Origin of the sequence: Burkholderia sp. AU16482, assembly GCF_002223285.1 — a bacterium.
Taxonomy (GTDB): domain Bacteria; phylum Pseudomonadota; class Gammaproteobacteria; order Burkholderiales; family Burkholderiaceae; genus Burkholderia; species Burkholderia semiarida.
The window spans coordinates 162,050-178,351 of sequence record NZ_NKEY01000009.1 but is presented as its reverse complement, the minus strand read 5'-3'; the positions used below and the strand labels follow the sequence as shown (position 1 = coordinate 178,351).

The following is a 16,302-nucleotide window of genomic DNA, read 5'->3' as shown; positions in this document are numbered from 1 at the left end:
CGCGAACCCGGCGTCACGACTCGCGCGACGGCAACTCGGCCTCGGCCGCATCGAATCCGAGCGCGTGCACTTCCGACCACGCATCATGCGCAGCCTGCGTCGACTCCGCCGTATGCGCGAGCGCAGCCGCATACGCGGCCAGCAAGCGCACGCGCGCATCGTCGGACACCAGGGCGGCATCCGCGTCGCGCATCGCATCGAGCGCGACGCGCGCGCGCTCCCGACATTCGTCGACGAGCGACAGATCGAACAGGCAAGGCACCGCGACGGCCGCGAGCGCGATGCCGAGCGCCGCGTCGCCGCGCGCCGAAAATGCCCAGTCGAGCGCGGCACGCAGATTGCCGAGTTCGCACCGGACCGCGTCGAGCCGGGTCGTGCCGCCCGGCTCGCCGCCCGGCTGCTCGCCGCCGTGGGTCGCGCTCCGGAACAGCGCGAGGAAGTAGGCCGCATGCGCGCGGGCGGCAGCCTCGCCCTCGCCGTGACTGTCGAGCTGCTGTTGCGCGTAGGCCCGCGTGGTCGTCAGCAGCCGGTAGCGCGGCGCGCCGTGCGCGGTCTCGAGGATCAGCAGCGACTTGGACACGAGGCCGGCGATCGTATCGAGCAGGTCGGCGCCGGCCAGCCCGTTGGCGCCGACGACCTCGCGCACGGCCTCGATCGCGAAGCTGTCGCGGAACACGCCGAGCCATCGCAGCAGCAGGCGCTCGGACTCCCCGAGCAACCGGTAGCTCCAGTCGTACATCGCCTGCAGCGTCTGATGGCGCGGCAACGCGGTGCGGAAACCGCCGGTCAGCAGCCGGAAGTGATCGTCGAGATGGGCGGCCAGCACGTCGATGCCGAGCACGGCGGCGCGTGCCGCGGCCAGCTCGATCGCGAGCGGCAGGCCGTCGAGGCGGCGGCAGACCGACGCCATCAACGACAGGCTGCGCGCATCGAGCGGAAAGCGCGGATCGGCCGCACGTGCGCGCGCCGCGAACAACTGCACCGCGCTCGCGCTCATCGCCTCGTGATCGCCGGCGTCTTCGCCCGGTATGTCGAGCGGCGGCACCGGGCACACGCGCTCGCCGTGGATGCGCAGCGATTCCCGGCTCGTCGCGAGGACGCACAGCCCGTCGTCCGCATCGGTGAGCGCGCTCGCGATCCGCGCGGCGGCATCGAGCAGGTGCTCGCAGTTGTCGAGCACGAGCAGCATCCGGCGCCGCGCGACGCTGGCGAGCACCGCTTCGAGCGTCAGCGAGCCGGTCGGCTGCGTGATGCCGAACGCGCCGGCGAGCGCGTCCGGCACGAAGCGCGGACACGCGACGGTGGCGAGCGAAACGAATACGGTGCCTTCCGGAAATCGCGCGTCGGCGCGCGCCGCCGCTTCGATCGCGACGCGCGTCTTGCCGATGCCGCCCGCGCCGACGAGCGTCACGATGCGCGCCGTGCGCAGTGCGTCCAGCACGTCGGCGACCGTCTGTTCGCGGCCGAACAACGCGCCCGGCGCGGCGGACGGCCGCCACGTGGCCGGGCGCACGGGCGCGGCGCCCGCGTCCTGCCCGGAAACCAGCCGATAGCCGCGACCGGGTACCGTCACGATCAGGTTCCGGTCGCCGGCCAGCGCCTTGCGCAGCGATGCGATGTGCACCTGCAGGTTGTTTTCCTCCACCACGGTGTGCGGCCACACGCGCTGCATGATTTCATCTTTCGATACCAGCGCACCGTTCGCCCGAATCAACAGTTCGAGAATTTCGAATGCGCGGCTGCCGATGCGCAGCAGCTTGCCGTTCGAACGAATTTCACGTCTGTCGAGAAAAACGTGAAGTGTTCCAATCCGGATCATGGGAATTTCTTGAGGGTGACATTCAACGGCGCCCGGCTGAAATCGGGTGCCGGTTCGCCATCAATGCTACGGTATTTGCATGATCGAATGATTCAAATTATCAGAATGGACGGCTCGAATTTTTTGAAATGACGAAATGCCGCGGCGGGCGCGGCGCCCGACACGTCCGCATGCACCGGCATGCGGCACGACGATGCCCGTTTCATGTGCAAATCATGGATGCGCCCATGAACGCGATTTCGATATATCAGACGAAATTGCCGAGCGCGGAAATGCCGCGCATTTTCCTTTTCGATTCGCCCGGCCGATTCCCGATTCATTTTCCGCTCGATCCGTTGCACCGGCCGAATATCCGCGGGATTATCGGCATCCGCCTCGAATCGATTCGCCGCGCGGCGCCGCGGCGCGCGCTCAGGACCGCGCGAACGCCAGCAGCTCGTCGTTCAGCCGCGTCGCGTGCGTCAGGTAAAGCGCATGCGGACCGCCTTCATAGACGCTCAGCGTCGCATGCGGGACAAGCTTCGCCGTCGCGGCGCCGGTCAGCGCGAGCGGAACCGTCTGGTCGTCGTCGCCGTGAATCACGCGCGTCGGCACGTCGAATCGTTGCAGGTCGGCCCGAAAATCGGTCTCGGAAAACGCGCGAACGCAATCGAGCGTGCCCTTCAGCCCGGCCTGCCACGCCATGAACGACGTCCAGTCGAGCGCGGCGCGCGAAACCGTCGAACCGTCGCGGTTCGACCCGGTAAAGAGGGGCCAGAAGCTGTCGAAAAAGGCGGCGCGATCGGCCGCGATGCCCGCGCGAATGCCGTCGAAGAGCGCGACGTCCACGCCTTCCGGATGATCGTCGCGGCGCGCGATGAGCGGCGTCACCGAGCCGATCAGCACCGCCTTCGACACGCGCTTCGTGCCATGCCGGCCGATGTAGCGGGCCACCTCGCCGCCGCCCATCGAAAAGCCGACGAGCGTCACGTCATGCAGGTCGAGCGTGTCGAGCAGCGTCGCGAGATCGTCGGCCAGCGTATCGTAGTCGTAACCGCCCCACGGCTGGCCGGAGCGGCCGAAGCCGCGCCGGTCGTATGCGACGCAGCGCAGGCCGTGCGACGCGAGATGGTGCATCTGCACGTCCCACATGTCGGCATTCAGCGGCCAGCCGTGAATGAACACGACGGGGCGGCCGCTGCCCCAGTCCTTGTAGTGAATCGACACGCCGTCGCGGGTGGTGAACGTGCTCATGAGGGTTCCTTCCGAATAGGGAAGCCGCGCCCGCGGATGTGGGCGCGGCCGAAGCGTGCGGCGCGGCGCGTCATGCGCGGGACTGCCGGGCGGCGAACTGCTCGAGCGCCGCCGCGAGAATCATCTCGCGGCAGTTCGCGGGGCGTCTCTCGCCGCGCCATTGGGGTTTGTAGATCACGTCGCCCACCCGGATCGGTTGCCCGGTGAGCGCGCAGCGCGCCAGCCTGCGCGCCTTCGCGCAGATCCAGCGTTGCTCGTCGTAGCGGCAGCGCGTCGGATCGCTCCACGACACCAGCATCGACGAATCGGTCTGCCGCTCGACGGCGACGATCGCGCTGCGGCGGCGCACGTCGCCGCTCGATGGCGTCGGCGCGTCGTCCCGATGCGGGCGACAGGAGCCGTCCGCCGTCCGCTCGCGCGGCATCATCCGGAGGCTCGCGGCGGGCGACGGCCTGAGCGACGTGATCATGTGCTCCCAACGATTGAAGGCGTCCATGGCGGCTTATCCAGGCAAGTGACGGGCGGTGCGGGCGTGGCGGGCCCGCTCGCGTCGCGGCAAACGCACGGCGGGTGACCCGATGCTGACGATAGTCGCCATGCGCTGAAGAGTCCCGGTCGCGCGCTTAATTTTTCTGCAGTGCGGCAATGCCGCTCGCGGCGCCGCGGCGTTCAAGAAAATTCAGCCGGATTTCAGTACGGCGCGCACCGCGCCGGGATACGCTCCTGACGGCATCCGATCGTCCGCGCGCACCAGCCGACGCGACGGCGCACGCCGGACGGCCGCCGGGCGGGATGGCCGCGGCCGGCCGCCACCGATCCACCATCCCGCGCGGCCTCGCCGCCGCACACCTCAGGAGTCCAGATGCATCCCGAACAGACCGACGCCGTTTCGTCGGCTCGCCGCCGCGACATGCTGCTCGCCGGCGCGACCGCCGTCGCGGCCGCCGCGCTGCCCGCGATGGCGGCCGCGGCCGGCACGCCCTCCCGCCACCCCTCTTCCGCGCATTCAGGAGCGCACACGATGAACACGATCACCACGAAGGACGGCACGCAGATCTACTTCAAGGACTGGGGCAGCGGCCGCCCGGTCGTGTTCTCGCACGGCTGGCCGCTGTGCGCGGACGCGTGGGACGCGCAGATGCTGTTTCTCGTGCAGCACGGCTATCGCGTGATCGCGCACGACCGCCGCGGCCACGGCCGTTCGAGCCAGCCGTCGAACGGCAACGACATGAACACGTACGCGGACGATCTCGCCGCGCTGCTCGACGCGCTCGACGTGCGCGAAGCGACGCTCGTCGGCCACTCCACCGGCGGCGGCGAAGTCGCGCGCTACATCGGCCGCCATGGCACGAAACGCGTGTCGAAGGCGGTGCTGATCGGCGCGGTGCCGCCGCAGATGGTGAAATCGGCGACCAATCCGGGCGGCCTGCCGATGGAGGTATTCGACGGCATCCGCAAGAACGTCGCGGAAAACCGTTCGCAGTTCTACAAGGATCTGGCCGTGCCGTTCTTCGGTTTCAATCGCCCGAACGCGAAGGTGTCGCAGGGGACGATCGACGCATTCTGGTCGCAGGGGATGATGGGCGGCATCCATGGCCAGTACCTGTGCGTGAAGGAGTTTTCCGAAGTCGACTACACGGAGGACCTGAAGAAGATCGACGTGCCGACGCTCGTGCTGCACGGCGACGACGACCAGATCGTGCCGATCGACGATTCGGCCCGGCTGTCGTCGAAGATCGTGAAGCACGCGGTGCTGAAGGTGATCGAAGGCGGCTCGCACGGGATGTGCGTGGTGAGCGCCGACCGCATCAACGCCGAGTTGCTGGCGTTCCTGCAGGCGTAAGCCTGCCGTCCGTCACGGCGGCGCGCATGCCGCCGCGACGGACGCCGCAGGTGCCGTTCAGGACTTTTCAGGACATTTCAGCCCGCGCGGCGCCGCATTCACGGCGCCCGCACCGGGCGCAACAGGATGCCGAGCAGTGCGCCGGCGAGCGCGAACGCCATCGCCACGCGAAAGTTGTCGGCCAGCGCGAGCGTCGTGGCCTGCACGCGCACCGCACGATCGACGAGCGCATAGGCCGCCTCGTTGCCCGTCGCGAACGTGGCGCCGTGCGCCACCAGCGACGCCGCGCCGGCCCGTAGCCGCTCGAGCGTTTCCGGATCCGACAGCGACACATGCAGACCGACGAGATTCGAATGGGTAGCCTCCCTGATCCGCTGAATCACCGCGATCGACGTCGTGCCGAGCTGCCCGCTCAGCAGGCGCGTCGTCTGCACGACCGCGCCGAACGTCAGCGCATGCTCGGCCGTCACGTGCCTGCCGAAGAAGACGATGACCGACGTGAGCGCCATCGTCTGGCCGAGCGCCTGCAGCAATTGCGACGGAATGAAGTCGGGTTCGGCCCACACCGGCGTGAGCCGCGAGCCGAGCGCGAACGCGATCGCCACCACCGCGAAGCCGGCGACGATCAGCCGGCGCGGGTCGACACGCTGCAGCAACAGCGCGACGCACGGCGCGAACAGCAACTGCGGAATCGCGATCCAGCGCAGCGTATCGCCGATCTGCAGCGGGCGCAGCCCGTACGTACTCGCGAGGAACAGCGACGGGATGAAGCTCGTGTTGAGCACGGTGAAGCGCACGAGGCCGACGAGCACGATCAGCAGCGCGACGTTCGGCCGCGCGAGGTAGCCGAGATCGATGCCCGCGCGCGGCGACGCGAGCTCGTGGATCAGGAACGCGGCGACCATCAGGATGCCGACGGCCAGCAGCGTGACGATCAGCGGCGACTGCAGCCAGAACAGCCGCTCGCCCTGGTCGAGCGCGATGCACAGGCAGGCGAACCCGCCCGCGCCGAGCAGCATGCCGCGCGCGTCGATGCCGGACGCGAAGCGCTTGACCGGCTCGTCGGCGAGCGACAGCATCAGGCAGGCGATGAACGGCAGGGTAAGCACCGCGTTCTGCCAGAACAGCCAGCGCCAGCTCAGGTGCTCGCTGTACCAGCCTTCGAGCGTGGCCGACAGGTTCAGCGACATCTCGAGATTCATCGCATACGCGGCGATGCCGAACGGAATGAGCCGCGGCGGCAGCGTGCGCACGACGAAGCCGATCGTCAGCGGCACGAACACGCCCGATGCGCACCCGGCGAGCGCCTGAAACACGATGAACGCACCGAATCGCGTGCAGAGCGGCAGCACGCTTTCGGCGCAGAGAAACACCACGGCGCCCGCGAGCAGCACGCGGCGTGTGCCGAACAGGTAGGCCGCGGCGATCGCCAGCGGCCCGACGAACATCTGCGACGCGGTAAATGCGGTATTGATCCACGCGCCTTCGTCGACGCCGATGCCGAGCGCGCCGCGCACGTCGGCCAAGCCGAGCGACGTGATGCGCGACGTCAGCGTCGCGATGACCGCACCGAGCAGCACGGCCGCGATCGCGGCGATCGACCGGAACGTCGGAACGTCGGAGGCCGCGCCCGAGGCCGGCCCTGGCGCGGCACTGCCGGTGGCGAACGTCGTGTTCATCGTCGAGCGGCTCCCGTTTGTCAAGCTGGCGCCAGCATAACGCGATGCGCCGAATCCCGTCCGTACGATGGAGTGTGCCGATCATGACCCCGCCCTCGCCCGATACCCGATCTTCCGCGGCCTCCGCGCCTTCCACGCCCGCGCCCGCGCGCTCGCGCCGGCCGGCCGTCGTCGCGATCGCCGTGCTCGCGCTGTTGCTCGTCGCGTTGCTCGTGTACGAGTTCGACGCACGCGATCGCGGCACCGACGACGCGTACGTGACCGGCCACCTGCACGTGATCTCGCCGCGCGTGGCCGGCGCGGTCGAGCGCGTGCTCGTCGACGACAACCAGTTCGTGCATGCGGGCGACGCGCTCGTGCAGATCGACCGCCGCGATTTCGACGTGCGCGTCGCGGTGCAGCGCGCACGCGTCGCCCAGGCGCATGCCGATGCGAGCCGCGCACGCGCGCTGATCGAACAGGCGGACGCGGCGCTCGTGTCGGCGCACGCCGATGCCGAAAAAGCCGAACTTGATTACGCGCGTGCCCGCGAGCTGACCCGCGAGACGCCGCGCGGCTTGTCGAAGCAGGAGTTCGATGCGGCCGATGCCGCACGCAAGTCGGCCCGCGCGCGCGTCGCGGCGGCCGATGCGCAACGGCGCAGCGCCGCCGCCGCCGCTCAGGCCGCCGATGCCGCGTCGAGCCAGAACGATGCCGAGCTGCGCGACGCGCAGTTGCAGCTCGGGTACACGACGGTCGTCGCGCCGTCGGACGGCTACGTCGGCAAGAAGACCGTCGAGACCGGCGAGCATGTCGCGCCCGGTCAGGCGCTGCTCACGCTGGTCGAGCCGCATCCGTGGATCGTCGCCAATTTCCGCGAGACGCAACTGCGGCACGTGCGCGCCGGCGACGCCGTGCAACTGCGCTTCGATGCGCTGCCGCAGCGCGCGTTCACCGGCCGCATCGACAGCCTGTCGCCCGCGACGGGCGCGCAGTTCGCGCTGCTGCCGCCCGACAACGCGACCGGCAATTTCACGAAGGTCACGCAACGGGTGCCCGTGAAGATCCTGCTCGACGGCCCGGCGGCGACGGAGCCACGCATCCGGCCCGGGCTGTCGGTCGTCGTCACGCTGCAACCCGGCGGTGAATCGCGATGAAGCGCGCATGCATCCTCGTCGCCGCGAGCGTGCTGGCCGCGTGCTCGATCTCGCCGCAACCGCTCGCGCCCGTCCCGGTCGGACACGACGGGTTCCGCCATGCCGATCCGTCGACCGATGCGGGTGCGCCGTCGCTCGCGGCATGGCCCGCGTGGTTCGGCGATCCGCAGCTCGGCCGCCTCGTCGACGCCGCGCTCGCGCACAACCTCGATATCCGCGCGGCGGCCGCGCGCGTCGACCAGGCGCGGGCGCTGCTCGGCATCCGCGATGCCGCGCTCGCGCCGACCGTGCGCGTCGATCCGTCGTTCAGCCGCACGCGCGTATCGGGCACGGTCGACAACGCGCTGCCGAAGCGGACGATGCACAACTGGTCGGTTCCCGTCGCCGCGAGCTACGAAGTCGATCTATGGGGGCGCTTGCGCGGCGACGCCGACGTCGGCGAACAGAACGTGCTGCAGGCCGCGGCCGATCGCGATGCGATCCGCTTGAGGATCGCGACCGAAGTCGCCGTCGACTACCTGACGCTACGCTACGTCGACGACGATCTCGCGACGCTCGACAGAGCGATCGGGCTGCGCCGCACCGCGCTGGACGTGATCGCCGCACGCGTGCGGGCCGGCGCGGCGAGCGACCTCGACGGGCTGCGCGCGTCGGCCGACCTCGATACCGCGCATGCCGATCTCGCGGAAAGCCGCCGGCTGCGCGACAACCTCGTCGACGCCATCGCGGTGCTGACCGGCGTGTCGCCGACTGCGTTCGACGTCGACACGCGCGCCGTACCCGTGCGCGTGCCGGACGTGCCGGCCGGGCTGCCGTCCGCGCTGCTGGCGCGACGCCCCGACGTGTTCGCGGCCGCGCGGCGCGCCGATGCGGCGTCGCTCGAACTGGGCATCGCGCGCACCGCGTGGTTGCCCACGCTGACGCTGACCGCCGACGGCGGTTTCGCCACCCGCGACCTGCGCTCGTTTCTCGACCGCAACAGCTCGCTGTGGAGCCTCGGCGCGAACGTCGCACTGACGCTGTTCGACGGCGGCAAGCGCGACGCGGCGGTTGCCGCCGCGCGGGCCGGCACGGACATCGCCGACGCGAACTATCGCGCGACGGCGCTCGGCGCGCTGCGCGACGTGCAGGACGCGCTCAACGACATCGCCGCGCAAAAGGAACGGATCGCACGCTACGCCAGCGCCGCGCGCGCGACCGACGCGGCGGCGCGCCTGTCGCTGAGCCGTTACGCGCACGGTTACGTCAGCTACCTCGAAGTCATCGATGCCGATCGCGACGCACTGAACGCGCGGCGCCAGCTGATTCACAGCCGGCAGGCGCTCGCGATCGCGACGGTGAGCCTCGTGCGTGCGTTGGGCGGCGGGTGGACGCCGCCGGCGCGGACGGGCCGTGACGGGTCGCGCGATGACGGGTCGCGCGGTTCGACGCAGGCCGACGCCGGATGAAACCGCGATCCGGGGCGGTCGCGACGCCTTCGCACGCGCGTCAGGCCCTCGCGAGGCGATGTGCGTCCTCGCCGAGAAACCGGTGCACGAAGGTCACGGCCATCGCGCCTTCGCCGACCGCCGACGCGACGCGCTTGACCGACCCCGATCGCACGTCGCCGGCCGCGAACGATCCCGGCACGCTGGTTTCCAGATGGTACGGCCGGCGCTCGAGCGGCCACACGCGCTCGAACGCCGGACAGTCGTACAGGTCGCCGCCGGTGACCAGATAACCGTCCGGATTGCGGATGATGTCGGTATCCTTCGCCCAGTCGGTGTTCGGCGCGCCGCCGATGCACACGAACAGGCGCGTGGCCGGCAGCCGTTCGCGCGTGCCGTCCGCCGAGCGAAGCTCGATCGCGTCGAGCCAGCCGTCGCCGTGCAGGGCAACGACGCTCGACTGGTAGCGGACCTCGATGTTCGGCGTCCGCTCGATCCGGTCGATCAGGTAGCGCGACAGCGTGTCGGCGAGCGACGCACCGCGCACGAGCATCGTCACCTGACGCGCGTGCCGCGAGAAATTCATCGCGGCCTGGCCGGCCGAGTTGCCGCCGCCGACGATGAACACCTGCTCGCCCGCGCACATCGGCGCTTCGCTCGAACCGGCGCCGTAGAACAGCCCTGCATTCAGGAACGCCGGCTCTTCCGGCAGGCCGAGGCTGCGATATTCGATGCCGGTCGCGCAGATGTTCGCGCGCGCGACCAGGGTCGACCCGTCGGCGAGCTCGACGCGGATCTTGCCGTCGACAAAGGTCGCATGCACGCCCTCGCGCATCGTCAGCAGCTCGACGCCGAACTTGACCGCCTGCTCGCGCGCGCGTTCCGCGAGTTCCGCGCCCGGAATGCCGTCGGGGAAGCCCATGTAGTTCTCGATCAGCGAACTCGTGCCGGCCTGCCCGCCCACCGCGCCGCGCTCGATCACGACCGCGCGCAGCCCTTCGGACGCCGCGTAGACCGCCGCCGACAACCCGGCCGGCCCGGCGCCGTAGATCGACACGTCGTATTCGACGAAGCGCGGCCGCGCGACCCAGCCGAGCCGCGCGGCGATGTCGGCCAGCGTCGGCTGGTACAGGCGCGAGCCGTCCGGAAAGATCACGACCGGCAGCCGGATGTCGCGCAGCGGCGCGATGCCGAGCTCGCGCGCGCAGTCGGCGTCGGACGTCAGCTCGCACCAGTCGTACGCGACCATGCGCCGCTGCAGGAAATCGCGGATCGCGTACGCGTCCTTGCTGTGCGGCAGGCCGACGATCCGGACCAGTTGCGACTGAATCATGCGCGGCTCCCGAAGAAATCGATGCTGGATGCGGTCCGGCCGTCGCCAGGATAAAAGGGTGAGCCGGACGCACCGCGACTGTACGCCGCGCCGACGCGCCGCACGCGCGATTTCATAACAATTAAGGCGCGGCCGCCGCGCGGCGCCGCACAATGCGGCATCCCCGTCCCCGCTTGCGGCATCGCGCCGGCCGCGTCGCAAGCGTCGTTCCCCGCGCCGGCACCGGAGCGCAAGATGGCCATCGCCTGTACGCATCTCGACGAAGCACGCGTGCTCGACACCGACAAGGACTACTGCGAGGAATGCATCAAATCGGGCAGCGGCTGGGTGCATTTGCGGATGTGCCTGATCTGCGGACACGTCGGCTGCTGCGACTCGTCGCCGAATCGCCACGCGAGCCGGCATTTCCGCGACACCGGACACCGGCTCGTCCGCTCGATCGAGCCCGGCGAGCGCTGGATCTGGTGCTACGAGGACGAAGTCGTCGCCGGCGAGGTGCCGTCGTAACGTGACGCGCGGCGCACTCGGCGCCCGTTCGTCGCCGATTCGCCCCCGGTTCCGGGCCAAGGGTTAACACGGCTGGATCACGGCTTTGCGCCGCGTCGTTTTCGGCCTAGAATTTATCGAACGATAACTTATCCTTCGATAAACAAGAGGTTCGCCATGCCTGTCTCGCGACTCGCGCATTACTCGATCCGCACGCCTGATCTCGAAGCCTCGTGCCGCTTCTACGAACGCGTGCTCGGCTTCAGACGCGGCTACCGCCCGCCGTTCGACTTTCCGGGCGCGTGGCTCTATCTCGGCGACGACGAAGCCGATTACGGCACGGTCCACCTGATCGGCATCGATCCGGCCAACCCCCACGGGCTGGCCGCGTATCTCGGCGACAAGCCCGTGCCGGCCGCGGGCACCGGCACCGTCGACCACATCGCGTTCGTCGCGACCGGCGTCGAGGCGATGTGGCGCACGCTGCGTGACGAGCGCATCGCGTGGCGCGACCGCACCGTGCCGAGGCTCGGGCTGCATCAGGTGTTCATCGAGGATCCGTCGGGCGTGACGATCGAACTGAACTACCCGGCCGCCGAAGTCGCCGGCCTCGACATACGCGGCGCCGCAGCGGCCGCCGCCACCCGTGGAGACTGACATGCGCACCACTTCGACGCATCGCAAGGCCGCCATCGTCGGCGGCTCGCTGGGCGGGCTGTTCGCCGCCAACCTGCTGCTGCGCCACGGCTGGGACGTGGACGTGTTCGAACGCGTGCCCGACGCGCTGTCCGGCCGCGGCGCCGGCATCGTCACGCATCCGGAGCTGTTCGACGTGCTGCGCGCGGCCGGCGTGCGCATCGACGCATCGATCGGCGTGAACGTCGAATCGCGCATCACGCTGGCGCGGGACGGTACGCTCGCCGCCGAGCGGCCACAGCCGCAGACGCTGACCGCATGGAGCAAGATGTACCACGTGTTGCGCGCCGCGCTGCCCGACCAGCACCATCACGCGGGGGCCGTCGTCGCCGACGTCGCGGACGGGCCCGAGCGCGCGACGCTCACGCTGGCCGACGGATCGGTCGTGCATGCCGACCTCGTCGTCGCGGCCGACGGCTTCCGTTCGGCGATCCGCGAACGGTTGCTGCCGGACGCGCGTCTGCAGTACGCGGGCTATGTCGCGTGGCGCGGCCTCGTCGACGAACGCGAACTGTCCGGGCGCACGCATGCGGCGCTGTTCGACAAGTTCGCGTTCGGCCTGCCGCCGCACGAGCAGATCCTCGGCTACCCGGTCGCCGGCCAGCACAACAGCACGCAGCCCGGCGAGCGCCGCTACAACTTCGTGTGGTATCGCGCGACCCGCGAGGACACCGACCTGCCGAACCTGCTCACCGACGCGACGGGCAAGCTGTGGGCGGCCGGCATTCCACCGACGCTGATCCGCCGCGACGTGCTCGCCGACATGGAAGACGCCGCGCATGCATTGCTCGCGCCGCAGTTCGCGGAAGTCGTGTCGCGCGCCGCGCAGCCGCTGTTCCAGCCGATCTACGATCTCGAGGTGCCGCGCATGGCGTTCGGCCGCATCGCGCTGCTCGGCGATGCCGCATTCGTCGCGCGGCCGCATTGCGGAATGGGCGTCACGAAGGCCGCGGGCGACGCGCTGGCGCTCGTCGGCGCGCTGGCCGCGCATGCCGATCCGCTCGACGCACTGCACGCGTACAGCGACACGCGCACCGCGTTCGGCGCCGCGATCGTCGAACACGCGCGCCATCTCGGCGCGTACATGCAGGCGCAACTGAAGAACGACACCGAACGCGAGATGGCCGAGCGTTACCGCACCGCGGAAGTCGTGATGCGCGAAACGGCCGTGCCGCCGTCGCTCTGACCACCGACGGGCGCATGCACGACGTGTCGCGCCCGCCGCATCGCGCCCCATCCGATACCGACAAGGAGACACCGTGAACCGCTCGATTCCGGCTGCCGCCGGCCCCGCACCCGATCCGGACCTGCCCGCCGCGGCCATGCATCCGCTGCTGCGCGATGCCCGCTTCCGCCATCTCGTCACGCGAAGGAGGCGATTCGCGTGGTCGCTGACCGCGGTCATGCTCGCGCTTTACTTCGCATTCATCCTGTCGCTCGCGTTCTCGCCGGCATGGCTCGGCCGGCCGATCGTGGCGGGCCGCCCGACCACGTGGGGCATCCCGGTCGGTTTCGGCATGTTCGTCGCGACGTTCGCACTCGTCGCGCTGTACGTGTGGCGTGCGAATGCGGTGCACGACGCGCTCGTCGCGTCGATCCGCGACGGAGGCGGCCAATGAAACGCACCGTCGCCATCCTCGTCACCGCGGCCGCGGTCGCCGCGGCGCCGGCGTTCGCGGCCGGCCCCGCCGCGCTCGCGCATCCGCACAATCCGGTCGCCATCGGCATGTTCGTGCTGTTCGTCGCGTCGACGCTCGTCATCACGCGCTGGGCCGCCCGCCAGAACCGCAGCGTCGCCGATCATTACGCGGCCGGCGGGCGCATCACCGCGCTGCAGAACGGCTGGGCGATCGCCGGCGACTACATGTCGGCCGCGTCGCTGCTCGGCATCTCGGCGCTCGTGTTCACGAGCGGTTACGACGGGCTGATCTATTCGGTCGGCTTTCTCGCGAGCTGGCCGATCATCCTGTTCCTGATCGCGGAGCCGTTGCGCAATCTCGGCAAGTACACGCTCGCCGACGTCGTGTCGTATCGGCTGCAGCAACGGCCGATCCGTGCGTTCGCCGCGTCGAGCTCGATCGTCATCGTCCTGCTGTATCTCGTGTCGCAGATGGTCGGCGCCGGCAAGCTCGTCGAGCTGCTGTTCGGGCTCGACTACACGATCGCGGTGGTGATCGTCGGCGTGCTGATGGTCGTCTACGTATTCTTCGGCGGCATGCTCGCCACCACGTGGATCCAGATCGTCAAGGCCGTGCTGCTGCTCGCCGGCGCGGCCTTCATGGCGTTCATGGTGCTGAGCCGCTTCGGCTTCAGCCTCGACGCGCTGTTCGCGCAGGCGTTGCGCGTCCATCCGAAGCACGCGGCCATCATGCGGCCGGGCGGCCTCGTGTCCGATCCGGTGTCCGCGGTATCGCTCGGCCTCGCGCTGATCTTCGGCACGGCCGGCCTGCCGCACATCCTGATGCGCTTCTTCACGGTCGGCGACGTCGGCGCGGCGCGCAAGAGCATCCTCCATGCGACGGGCATCGTCGGGGCCGGCTATGCGCTGATCATCGTGATCGGCTTCGGCACGATCGCGCTCGTCGCGGCGGACCCGCGGTATCACGATGCCTCCGGCGCGGTCGCGGGCGGCGCGAACATGGTGGCGATCCATCTCGCGCATGCGGTCGGCGGCAACTTTTTCCTCGGCTTCATCTGCGCGGTCGCGTTCTCGACGATTCTCGCCGTGGTCGCCGGGCTGACGCTCGCCGGCTCGTCCGCGATCTCGCACGACCTCTATGCGAACGTGCTGCGCCGCGGCCGGGCGACCGACCGCGACGAAATGCGCGTCGCACGCGCGACGACGCTGGTGCTCGGCGTGCTCGCGATCGTGCTGGGCATCGCATTCGAGAAGCAGAACATCGCGTTCATCGTCAGCCTCACGTTCTCGATCGCCGCCAGCTCGAATTTTCCGGTGCTGCTGCTCTCGATCTACTGGCGCGGCCTGTCGACGCGCGGCGCGGTGGCCGGCGGCACGATCGGCCTCGTCACGGCGGTCACGCTCACCGTGCTGAGCCCGACCGTCTGGGTCCAGGTGCTCGGCCATGCGCACGCGCCCTACCCGTACGAATATCCGGCGCTGTTCTCGATGGCCGCCGCGTTCATCGCGATCGTCGCGGTATCGGCCACCGACGGGTCGGCCCGCGCGCGACGCGAACGCGCGCGCTTCGACGCGCAGCTCGTCGCATGCGAACTCGGCACCCTGCCGCGCCACGGCGCGCGGCAACACGACAATCCCGACCTGGAGACGATTCGATGACCTGCCCCTGCTGTCTGTCCGCCGGGCGCCGCCGCATGCTCGGCGCGTTCGCCGCGCTTGCCGGCGCGGCCGTTGCCGGACGCCCCGCCGCGGCGGCGCAACCGGCGCCCGCGTCGGCCGTGTCGGCCGTGTCGGCCGTGTCGGCCGTGTCGGCCGTGTCGGCCGTGTCGGCCGCTTCGGCCACGCTGGCTGGCCGGCGTCCGCGCGCGATCGACATCCACGCGCATTACTACCCGGAAAGCTTCTGCGACCTCGTCGGCGGCGACGGCAAGCGCTTCGGCGGCGCATTCGCGTGCGACGGCACGACGTTCACGTTCCGCACGCCGGCCGGCGGCCTCGGGCCGCTGCCGATGAAATTCATCGACGTCGATGCGCGGCTCGCGGACATGGACGCGTCGGGCGTCGACGTGCAGGCGCTGTCGCTGAGCGTGCCGATGGCGTACTGGGGCGACCGGCCGTTCAACGCGAAACTGGCGCGCGCATGGAATACGGCCGCGTCGCGCGTGCACCAGCGGCATCCGGCGCGCTTCGTCGTACTCGCGACGCTGCCGATGCTCGACGCGACCGACGCGATCGACGAGCTCGAGCGCGCGTCGACGCTGCCGGGCGTGCGCGGCGTGTACATGGGCACGAACATCGACAACCGCGACCTCGACGATCCGCGGTTCGCGCCGGTGTTCGCGCGCATCGAACAGCTCGGGCTGCCGGTGTTCCTGCATCCGCAGCAAACCGTCGGCGGCGCGCGCCTCGGCGATTTCTACCTGAGCAACCTGCTCGGCAATCCGTTCGATACGGCCATCGCCGCCTCGCACCTGATCCTCGGCGGCGTGCTCGACCGCCATCCGGCGCTGCATGTCACGCTGCCGCATGCGGGCGGCGCGCTGCCGATCCTCGTCGGCCGGCTGGACGCCGGCTGGGCCGTCCGGCCGGAAACGCGCCGGCTCGCGCACAAGCCGAGCAGCTATCTGCGGCGCTTCAGCTACGACACGGTGTCCCACTCGGGGCCGGTGCTGAGCTTCCTGATCGAGAACGTCGGCATCGACCGGCTGGTGCTCGGCAGCGACTATTGTTTCGACATGGGCTACGCGCAACCGGTGCGTTTTCTCGATCGGCTGGACCTGCCCGACGACCAGCGCGCGATGGTGCTCGGCGGCAATGCGGGCCGGCTGCTGCGGATCTAGCTGGCGCGCGCGTGCCGGATGTCGCCGAACCGGCCCGGCCCGCCGTTCAGAACGTTTCAGCCGGACTTCAGGAAATGATGCGGGCGTCTGCGTAGACTGGCTGCAAGAGCGACCGCGCTGGCCAGCCCGCGCGCCTTTTCGACTGATGGAGTGACGACGTGAATCCAGTTG

The 16,302-nt window shown here is 70.0% G+C and carries 15 protein-coding genes; 9 read left to right on the top strand and 6 right to left on the bottom strand.

Features of this window, described 5'->3' with window-relative positions; translation table 11 throughout:
* Positions 1-13 precede the first annotated feature (13 nt).
* The 4 genes from CFB35_RS31275 to CFB35_RS31265 all read right to left on the bottom strand — a co-directional run bounded on the left by CFB35_RS31275 (position 14) and on the right by CFB35_RS31265 (position 3,548).
* On the bottom strand, positions 14-1,819 hold the full coding sequence (locus CFB35_RS31275) for a winged helix-turn-helix domain-containing protein (protein ID WP_089466088.1): 1,806 nt from the start codon (positions 1,817-1,819) through the stop codon (positions 14-16).
* 92 nt (positions 1,820-1,911) lie between these two features.
* On the bottom strand, positions 1,912-2,160 hold the full coding sequence (locus CFB35_RS35170; RefSeq protein ID WP_179231820.1) for a hypothetical protein: 249 nt from the start codon (positions 2,158-2,160) through the stop codon (positions 1,912-1,914).
* A 70-nt stretch (positions 2,161-2,230) separates the two neighbouring features.
* Positions 2,231-3,052, bottom strand: coding sequence for an alpha/beta fold hydrolase (locus CFB35_RS31270; RefSeq protein WP_089466087.1), 822 nt, complete (start codon positions 3,050-3,052; stop codon positions 2,231-2,233).
* 70 nt (positions 3,053-3,122) lie between these two features.
* Positions 3,123-3,548 (bottom strand): DUF3331 domain-containing protein, encoded by a 426-nt coding sequence (locus CFB35_RS31265; protein WP_059574860.1) that lies wholly within the window; start codon positions 3,546-3,548, stop codon positions 3,123-3,125.
* A gap of 366 nt (positions 3,549-3,914) precedes the next feature.
* On the opposite strand from CFB35_RS31265, the gene CFB35_RS31260 reads away from it, so the two are divergent.
* The gene (locus CFB35_RS31260; protein ID WP_089466086.1) at positions 3,915-4,895 is read left to right on the top strand and encodes an alpha/beta fold hydrolase; all 981 of its coding nucleotides are present in this window, start codon (positions 3,915-3,917) and stop codon (positions 4,893-4,895) included.
* Positions 4,896-4,993: 98 nt separating this feature from the next.
* Here the strand turns inward: CFB35_RS31260 and CFB35_RS31255 are convergent, their stop codons facing one another.
* Positions 4,994-6,574, bottom strand: coding sequence for an MFS transporter (locus CFB35_RS31255; RefSeq protein ID WP_089466237.1), 1,581 nt, complete (start codon positions 6,572-6,574; stop codon positions 4,994-4,996).
* Positions 6,575-6,657: 83 nt separating this feature from the next.
* Between CFB35_RS31255 and CFB35_RS31250 the strand changes: the two genes are divergently transcribed.
* Complete coding sequence (locus tag CFB35_RS31250) at positions 6,658-7,710, top strand: HlyD family secretion protein (protein WP_059575184.1); 1,053 nt, start codon at positions 6,658-6,660, stop codon at positions 7,708-7,710.
* Positions 7,707-9,158, top strand: coding sequence for an efflux transporter outer membrane subunit (locus CFB35_RS31245; RefSeq protein ID WP_059574854.1), 1,452 nt, complete (start codon positions 7,707-7,709; stop codon positions 9,156-9,158). The genes CFB35_RS31250 and CFB35_RS31245 overlap by 4 nt, the downstream gene beginning before the upstream one ends.
* Positions 9,159-9,198: 40 nt before the next feature.
* Here CFB35_RS31245 and CFB35_RS31240 read toward each other — a convergent pair whose 3' ends face one another.
* On the bottom strand, positions 9,199-10,470 hold the full coding sequence (locus tag CFB35_RS31240; RefSeq protein ID WP_059574852.1) for an NAD(P)/FAD-dependent oxidoreductase: 1,272 nt from the start codon (positions 10,468-10,470) through the stop codon (positions 9,199-9,201).
* Positions 10,471-10,704: 234 nt separating this feature from the next.
* Between CFB35_RS31240 and CFB35_RS31235 the strand changes: the two genes are divergently transcribed.
* From CFB35_RS31235 to CFB35_RS31210, 6 genes are all read left to right on the top strand, one after another.
* Complete coding sequence (locus CFB35_RS31235; protein ID WP_059574850.1) at positions 10,705-10,977, top strand: UBP-type zinc finger domain-containing protein; 273 nt, start codon at positions 10,705-10,707, stop codon at positions 10,975-10,977.
* A 156-nt stretch (positions 10,978-11,133) separates the two neighbouring features.
* Positions 11,134-11,613 carry a VOC family protein gene (locus CFB35_RS31230; RefSeq protein WP_059574848.1) on the top strand — a complete coding sequence of 160 codons (480 nt, stop codon included), beginning with the start codon at positions 11,134-11,136 and terminating at the stop codon, positions 11,611-11,613.
* 1 nt (position 11,614) lies between these two features.
* A complete protein-coding gene (locus tag CFB35_RS31225; RefSeq protein ID WP_089466085.1) occupies positions 11,615-12,838 on the top strand; it encodes an FAD binding domain-containing protein in 1,224 nt (407 codons plus the stop codon).
* Positions 12,839-12,911: 73 nt separating this feature from the next.
* On the top strand, positions 12,912-13,271 hold the full coding sequence (locus CFB35_RS31220) for a DUF485 domain-containing protein (RefSeq protein ID WP_089466084.1): 360 nt from the start codon (positions 12,912-12,914) through the stop codon (positions 13,269-13,271).
* The gene (gene actP, locus CFB35_RS31215; RefSeq protein ID WP_089466083.1) at positions 13,268-14,950 is read left to right on the top strand and encodes a cation/acetate symporter ActP; all 1,683 of its coding nucleotides are present in this window, start codon (positions 13,268-13,270) and stop codon (positions 14,948-14,950) included. The genes CFB35_RS31220 and actP overlap by 4 nt, the downstream gene beginning before the upstream one ends.
* Positions 14,947-16,131: an amidohydrolase family protein gene (locus CFB35_RS31210; RefSeq protein ID WP_179231819.1), complete on the top strand. Its 1,185-nt coding sequence runs from the start codon at positions 14,947-14,949 to the stop codon at positions 16,129-16,131. The genes actP and CFB35_RS31210 overlap by 4 nt, the downstream gene beginning before the upstream one ends.
* The last annotated feature ends 171 nt before the right edge of the window (positions 16,132-16,302 follow it).